This window comes from Parazoarcus communis SWub3 = DSM 12120 (assembly GCF_003226565.1).
GTDB lineage: Bacteria > Pseudomonadota > Gammaproteobacteria > Burkholderiales > Rhodocyclaceae > Parazoarcus > Parazoarcus communis.
The window spans coordinates 143,292-150,681 of sequence record NZ_QKOE01000010.1; the positions used below are offsets into that span (position 1 = coordinate 143,292).

Annotated in this window: 7 protein-coding genes and 1 pseudogene; 4 read left to right on the forward strand and 4 right to left on the reverse strand. The window is 57.1% G+C overall.

Annotated elements, in window-relative coordinates; translation table 11 throughout:
- Window positions 1–25 precede the first annotated feature (25 nt).
- Window positions 26–166: pseudogene (locus DNK49_RS25165) on the forward strand (ATP-binding protein); the annotation flags it as partial.
- 364 nt (window positions 167–530) lie between these two features.
- Here DNK49_RS25165 and DNK49_RS14610 read toward each other — a convergent pair.
- Together DNK49_RS14610 and DNK49_RS14615 are read right to left on the reverse strand one after the other, a co-directional pair.
- The gene (locus DNK49_RS14610) at window positions 531–800 is read right to left on the reverse strand and encodes a hypothetical protein (RefSeq protein ID WP_110525988.1); all 270 of its coding nucleotides are present in this window, start codon (window positions 798–800) and stop codon (window positions 531–533) included.
- 37 nt (window positions 801–837) lie between these two features.
- The gene (locus DNK49_RS14615; protein WP_110525991.1) at window positions 838–1,482 is read right to left on the reverse strand and encodes a GIY-YIG nuclease family protein; all 645 of its coding nucleotides are present in this window, start codon (window positions 1,480–1,482) and stop codon (window positions 838–840) included.
- A gap of 249 nt (window positions 1,483–1,731) precedes the next feature.
- On the opposite strand from DNK49_RS14615, the gene DNK49_RS24135 reads away from it, so the two are divergent.
- Window positions 1,732–1,902, forward strand: a complete 171-nt coding sequence (locus DNK49_RS24135; protein ID WP_165843340.1) for a hypothetical protein — start codon at window positions 1,732–1,734, stop codon at window positions 1,900–1,902.
- Window positions 1,903–1,945: 43 nt separating this feature from the next.
- On the opposite strand, the gene DNK49_RS14620 is transcribed toward DNK49_RS24135, so the two are convergent.
- Window positions 1,946–3,061: an NYN domain-containing protein gene (locus DNK49_RS14620; protein WP_110525994.1), complete on the reverse strand. Its 1,116-nt coding sequence runs from the start codon at window positions 3,059–3,061 to the stop codon at window positions 1,946–1,948.
- A 540-nt stretch (window positions 3,062–3,601) separates the two neighbouring features.
- On the opposite strand from DNK49_RS14620, the gene DNK49_RS14625 reads away from it, so the two are divergent.
- Window positions 3,602–5,209 carry an ORC-CDC6 family AAA ATPase gene (locus tag DNK49_RS14625; protein WP_110526006.1) on the forward strand — a complete coding sequence of 536 codons (1,608 nt, stop codon included), beginning with the start codon at window positions 3,602–3,604 and terminating at the stop codon, window positions 5,207–5,209.
- A gap of 9 nt (window positions 5,210–5,218) precedes the next feature.
- Entirely contained in the window at window positions 5,219–6,436 is a 1,218-nt protein-coding gene (locus tag DNK49_RS14630; RefSeq protein ID WP_110526009.1) for an RES family NAD+ phosphorylase, read from the forward strand.
- Between the two features lie 235 nt (window positions 6,437–6,671).
- Here the strand turns inward: DNK49_RS14630 and DNK49_RS14635 are convergent.
- The coding region (locus DNK49_RS14635) for an IS1634 family transposase (protein WP_110526012.1) at window positions 6,672–7,390 on the reverse strand (719 nt) is incomplete at its 5' end.

The following is a 7,390-nucleotide window of genomic DNA, read 5'->3' on the forward strand; positions in this document are numbered from 1 at the left end:
GTGATTTGCATGTTTTTGGCGTAAGAATGGTGGCAGCGGCCTGGGGCTCGCCGTGGTCAAGGCCATCGCAGAAGCCCATGGCGGTCATGCGGCATGCCGCGCATCGGGCACAGGAAGTTCATTCGTGATTTCCTGGCCAACCCGGGTACAAACTCCAGAAAGTTAGCGGCTTATCCCAATGCTGCGGATAGCCGCACAAGGGCTGGCCTGGCAAAGCGTGATTTGCATGTTTTTGGCAACAGTCGGCAACTCGGCCGAAGCTGCCGGAGGCTTGATGGCGCAGTCAGGCAGCAATGTGTTGGTCACCTGCCGCTCGAGCGTCAGGCGACGGCGAATGGCGGCTTCTCCATGAACTACCGACCCGGTGCTGCCTTTCCTAGGAACAGTAAAGCGGACGTTCATTGTTCGCGAAGAGCTCGTCTCAGTCGCTTGGAGGAGCGTGGTTCATCATCTGCTTTTCGAGATTCTCCAGAACGCCCTAGTCTGTACGACAGGAGCAGCCACACGACCGTCACCAGAGCCGACCGCCGCTACTCATTGAATGACGCTGTGATGGCGGCCAGTGGAATGCGAAGATGAATTACTTTCTCCTTGGACTGCAATAGCGCTCTGACATCAGCATCGGCAATCCATTCCGGCTGAACTGACAACTCAAGGTGTGCCTGACAGTCTTCCGACGGGAACTCGCCGTTCTTGATCCCCTGAAGAAACGACTCTCGGACGCACATTGGGATATGGAACATCAAGAGCGAGCGCCCTGAGTTGTGGCGTACGTAGACTTCTACGGTCTGATCGTCCATGGTTCAGCAATCACCTCGGTGGTTCTGGGCAGTTAAACTACGATCCTTCGGATGCGTCGTGAAACTCGTCGTAAATCTCCTTCACCGTTTTGCCGTTGAAGGTCCAGAACGGCGAGGGTTGGAGTGCATAGTCATCTGGGAGCCCCAGGACTTTTCGAGTGGCAGCTGTGAGGGAGCAGATGACCTCTCCGTACTCGACCTTGCGTTCTCCAACGACTTTAACGGAAATTTCGGGCTGCTCTGTTGACACGAGTACTGAACCATTGGGTATGCCCAGATGGTGGAAATTCATATGAGGACGGCGTGATTCCTTCAGGTTTTGGGCAGACTGAATGTCTGCGGTTGGCACATCGAGTTCAAGGTTTTGTTCGAATTGAATCGTAATGTCATCGACCTTCAGGAGCTTCAGGATAGCAATGACTCGCTCAGGCTCGATCTTGAAGAACTCACGATTCGGGTTGACTCGCGAGGCACCAAAAGCGAAGTGAAGTGCCTTCTCGACTTCGCATGCATCCTTCACTTGACACGCGAATGCGCAATCGAACGGGACGGGAACTCCTGTGCCATAGAGCTGCTTCATGCGGTCCTGCACTTCAAGCTGTGTGGTTTTTCCAATCTTCACTAGGCTGGGCATCGCCGGATTCGTGAGCACGTAAACAATCTGGGACTGTAGATCTGCCATGGTGTGAGTGCGAATACTTACGTTATAGGCCAACAGACCTGCGCGGCTCCTCGCGCTGGTTGGGGGCGTCGATGTGTTAGCAACCAGAAAACACGATGAGCATATCGCACTCAGGTGGTGGCTGTCCGCTTGAGAGGGAGATCTCTCACCGACGGCTCCTGGCCGGAAGTCAGAATTTGTCACCCATTCCAAAGGCGGCCGCCTGCTCCACGGGCAACAATCAGACTCCGATTAACAGCCAAGCCGGCCATGGAACCCTGTAAGCCACTAGCGCCGTGGAACCGGGCAAAGCTGGTGGGCATGAAAGTGCCACTGAAACCCAATGAGACTTGGGCCATGCACATCCAACTTCAGGGCGCAGAATACGTGATGGACCTGGCGATGTTCAACCCTTCCATCGACAGCATCCCGCAAGGCTAAGAGCATGAAGTGGGGGCAAGCCACTATTTCTTGCCCGTTTAGGTTAGCTGATCGCCGCTTTGCCGTTGGCTCTTAGACGGAAGTAACGCGCGGCACCGCTACCCCGCATCTCGAATAGTCCAGTCGCCATCAAGGTTTCGGTCAAGGTGGAGTGACCTGATTCACCTACGCGGCGGCCGGCGCTTTTCAGTTTCTGGCCGATGGCACTGACCAGCGCCCATCCGTTTGAGGCGGTAGCGTCTGAGACGGCCTGGACGAGCGCTGCGCGGTAGGTTTCCCGAGACGCTGACTTCCGGGGAGCGGCGGTGTGTGTCTCCAGAGGTTGTGCGCTGCTTGCGGGGCGGCAGAAGTAGCTCTGGCCGTTCTTATATTGGCGTTGGACCAGTTCGAAGGAGGCGGTCTTTTGGATGAGGTCGATGAACTTCGTGCAGCCGTAGGAGCGGGGGTCGAAGTCGGAGTGATTAGCGTGGATGTATGAGGACAGGTGTCCCAACAGCGCCCAGCCGAGTTCATCGGCGACATTAGAATAGGCACGCATCAAAAGATTGAGGGCCAAGGCCGGCGGTCTGAATGACAATGGCGCGGTGATAGCCGGTGCCAAGGGAATGGGTTCAATCTGGTCAGGCGCGGAGGCACTTCCGTCGATGGCGCGGGGTGCATTCGGCCCTGCGGGAACCGATTCAGCCGTCGGAATTTCGGCGGAGGCATCGGGCGCTCGGGTATTGAGGAGGTTCTCGACGTAGATGTAGCGATCGCACGCATTCACGAAGGCCTTTGGGGCCTTTTTTTCGCCGAAGCCATAGACAACCAGCCCATCCTCACGAATGCGCGTTGCGAGTCGGGTGAAATCGCTGTCGCTGCTGACTAGACAGAATCCTTCGAAGCGGCGCGAGTGCAGCAGATCCATCGCGTCGATGATCAGCGCGCTGTCGCTGGCGTTCTTGCCGACGGTGTTGCGGTATTGCTGTATCGGGTGGATTGCATGTTCGGCCAGCTTTACCTTCCACGCGGAGAGGTTCTGGCTCGTGAAGTCCCCGTAGATGCGGCGAACTGTGATTCGCGCATGCCGGGTAATTTCTTCAAGGATCGGAGCGATGGACTCCTGATTGACGTTGTCAGCGTCGATGAGAACAGCAAAGGAAGGGAGATCATGCTTCATCCCACGAAGCCCCAGCGTCAGTAATATTGACGCAATGATAGCGGGTCGGAGTGTTCATGGGGTTGCGATCAATTCAAGGCCATCACTCGAAATGTGCCCTCGAACCGTAGGTCGGAAAAGCGAAGCGCGTTCGGACGCTCTTGGTTGTCTTTGAGAGACCGAGAAATGCGAGGCCGGCGAGTGGCAGGTAGCCCCTTCATTGCCGATGATCGCACGCTGACACCCGAATGTCGGCTCTGGTCGATACGGCGACGGCCGCTTCAGGTTCCCGATCAGAAGCTCCTCGGCCAGAACGGCCGTCCAGCAACATCCTAACGAACGTCTGCTGTTTGCGCTACTGCGGCCGTTTATTAAGCCTTAGGTCCGAAAGACTGTATTCATAGTTGCTGGAACGGCGCATCCCGACCTAGAGCCTGGAACTGACCAGAATCAAACCGGCCGATGTGTAGATTATTCTGAACGTTTCGATCGGCTATCATCTGCCCAGAACCGCAATGCGCGGTGCCAAGCAATAAGAGTCGTACAGCCGAGGGCTTTCCAATGACTTCCCCAATCAATCTTGCGTTCATGCGCATTGCCAAACGCGCAGAGCGCCAAGACGACGCGACGCTCGCACGTACCTTTGTTGACTTCGGCGCTGTACTAGCGGCTCTGTCGTCAGTCGACCACAGCTTGATCTTTGGCCGGCGCGGCACAGGAAAGACGCACCTGCTGACTGTTCTTCGCACCGCGCGTGAGAAGGAAGGCACGGTCGCGGTGCAGCTTGATATGCGGAACCTCGGATCAACCGGTGGTGTTTACGCCGATCCCCAGATCCCTGTCTCGCAGCGAGCGACCCGGTTACTCATCGATGTTTTGGCTGCGATTCACGGGTACCTTCTCGAACAAGCGCTCGCTGACGACTCAAGAGTTGACCTGGGTGCTGCCGGGAAAGCACTCGACGAATTCTTCGATGCGCACCGGGAGGTGAAGGTTGTTGGCACGACAACCGTCGAAGTGGCCACCGTAGCTGAGAACTCATTCAGTGCCGAAACAAGAGTAGGCGTTACTGCATCGCTAAAATCTGCCTCTATTGCCGCTGATGCCAAGGACACTGACGCTGGTAAGGAAGCGGTCTCCGCTAAGAGGACTGTCATCGGACAGGAGATTCATCGAGTCAATTTCGGGAGCGTGTCAAGCGCCCTAAGGAAGATCGTTGAGTCTTTTCCTGGTGGCAGATTGTGGCTGCTAATTGACGAATGGAGTGAGGTACCACTCGATCTCCAGCCGATGCTGGCGGATTTACTCAGGCGCGCCGTGCTTCCAATTAAGGGCGTTACGGTCAAGATCGCGGCGATTGAGCAGCGCAGCCGGTTCATGATCCCCGACGCAGATGCCGGGAATGTCGGCATTGAGATCGGGGCGGACGTTTCAGCGGCTGTAAACCTAGATGACTTCATGGTCTTCGACAACGACGAAGACAAGGCAGTCGAGTTCTTCCGGGCGCTCGTCTACGCACACACGTGTGCGGAAATGGAAGAGGCAAAGGCAACCGTCCCTGCAAATGAGGCCGCGCTAATCTCGGCCGCATTCACCCAAGCGAACGCCTTCGAAGAAGTTGTGCGAGCGTGCGAGGGAGTTCCACGCGATGCGATTAACATTCTGAGCGCGGCCGCGCAGCGCGCGAACGACTCATCCATTTCTGTGGGAGATGTGCGTGCCGCTGCACAAAATTGGTATTTGGGCACCAAAGACGCGGCTGTGTCGGCTCACCACGATGCGAAACGCCTTCTAACATGGCTAATCGAAAAGGTCATCAAAGAGCGCCGGGCGAAGGCATTTTTGCTTGAAGCCGGCCTGCGCGATTCCTTGGTCGATTTCCTATACGACGAGCGCGTGCTGCACGTCCTGCGTAAGGGTATGTCGGCAAAAGATCAGCCTGGCAAGCGATTTATTGTCTATGGCATCGACTACGGCTGCTACGTTGATCTGATTTCTACCGTCCGAGCACCGCAGGGCGTACTTGACCTTGGCGATTCCGCCAGCTCGGACTTTAGCCTTACAGTCCCGCATACCGACCTTCGGTCGATCCGCCGGTGCATCCTCGACCTGCCAGACTTCTATGGCTCCGTGGCCGAATCAGTACCGGTCGGCAGCGCCATTGGATAATATGACTTCATGCTGAATGAGCCCTTTCTGTGCGAGTACTGTGTTGCTGATAACGAGCTGCGCTTGGAACTGCAAGAGCGCGGGAGTGCCATTGAGGAGTGCCCTATCTGCCATCACAAGGGTGGCCGGGCGCTGCCTGCGTCGGACATCCGAGTTAAGCGCACTTTTCGTGCCCTTATTCGGCTGAACTTCTCTGAGTGGGACTACAACGACCACATTGGTGGCGAGTCCCTCGAAATGCTCGTTTTTGCGAGCAGGGCTATCTTCAATCTGGACGAGAGCGCGTCGCTCGACGAGTTCGAGCAGGCGTACCTCACGATGGAAGATAAGGATTGGTATCCAGCTGCAGAAGAAGACATCTCGCTGGGCGGCGGTTACTGGGATGGGGGCATCCTCGACGGTCTGCGGGACCGACGAGATGTGGCTGTTGAAAACGTGGTCTCGGATGCTCTCAAGAGGAACTGGTTTGAAATTGAGTCCAGTGCCAAGGCGCTCATCCAGTCGCTGCGGCATGACTTATCGGACGTCATTCCGGCGGGTGCGGAATACGTCCGCGCCCGAGTAGGCGTTCAGGCGCGTCTAAAGCGCAAGCATGCCTATCCGCAAGACCGCCACCGCTTCTGGTACCTCCCACATACGAGGAAAGATATCTATAACCCCCCCGTTGCGCTGGCTACTGAGGGGCGTTTCAATCGACCCCGAGTCTCCATTCTTTATCTCGCATCGGACGTGCAGACCGCAGTTGCGGAGCTCCGACCTCATCCGGGCCATTTGGTCTCGACGGCAAGATTCCGACTGCGCCGAAACTTGCAGGTGGCAAACTTCGCCAAACACGACATCCGCAACTTCTTGAGTGATAGCAGGCTGGAAGACCTCCGCAGGATTCTGTCGATTGCCGATGTGCTGAATGTACCCGTGCAGCCTGAACTCCACTCCCTCTATGCCATCACGCAGCTCTTCGCCGACGCGATACGCGCCGAGGGTTTCGAAGGACTGACGTTCAGGAGCAGCGTTGGCGCGGGAAAAAATATCAGCTGTTTCGTCAGCGATGCGTTCGAGATGATCGAGGAAAGCGAGGGGGTTCAGGAGGTAGTTTCTCTGGAGTACCGCTTGGCTAAGATGCCGGCTATGCCTCAGGGCTATGACCAAGAGGCGTTCGTTAGAGATGAGGACAGCCCATTGGCAACACTGCTGCACGGAATGGCACGCCGAGGCTCGGAATTATAGCCTGTTTTCGTCACTTTCAGGTATATCTGCTCGACGTCAAATGCACGGGTGGAATGGTCGGTGGCTGCCAGTCGAGCCCATGAGCCATCTGTCGTCCAGCCTTGACGGGATGAGAGACCGCAGTTGAGTGCGCTGCCGGCTTTCAGTCAGAGGGACGGGACCGTCTGCTCCCCGGAGTTCGACAGTCACGCTCGCAAGTCCTTGTTTTTTATATAGCGTACTTTCAAAAATGCCACTACAACAGCGCCAACTGCTCCGGCGCCGCTGGTTTTTCGATTCCTAATGCATGAAGCACCTCATGCTGTTCCGTGCTGAGCGTCGACACCCCTGTCACCGGCTCCCCGCCGTTCAGACGCACGCGGTGATGCTGAATGCGCTGCAGTTGCTCAAGCGCCCGCTCGGGCGTGTAGCCCACATCAGCCGCCTTAAGGCGGCTACGCATCACCCGGTGCAGGATCAGCGCCATGAAGCAGATCGACGCGTGCGCGCGGATCCGCTCGGGCAGACGGTGATACACCGGGCCGATCTCGATCTCGGACTTGAGCACCTTGAAACCGCGCTCGATATCGGCGAGCGATTTGTAGCGCTGAATCACGTTCTGCGCGGAAAGCCCCTCGGCGTTGGTCACCAGCAGCAGCTTGCCGTCCATCATTTCGGCAAGACGCTTCGCCTTGTCGTCGATGTGGTAGCTGAACAGCTCCTCAGCCAGATCCACCTTGATGATGCGCGACAGGTGCGCTTCGCTGACCGCGTGGTAGAAGCGCGCCTTGGCGCCGCTGTCCGAGAGCTTGCGACCCCGGTGCTTCACGCCTTCGTCCTGATCGGTAAGCTTGCCCGTCCATTGATCCGCTTGCCGGGTCAGTGCGTCGATACGCTCGTTGCGCTGCCGGGTCTTGGTGGCGGCTGTCACCGGATCGTGTGCGACCACCAGCCTCAGGTCATTCCAGGCCTGCT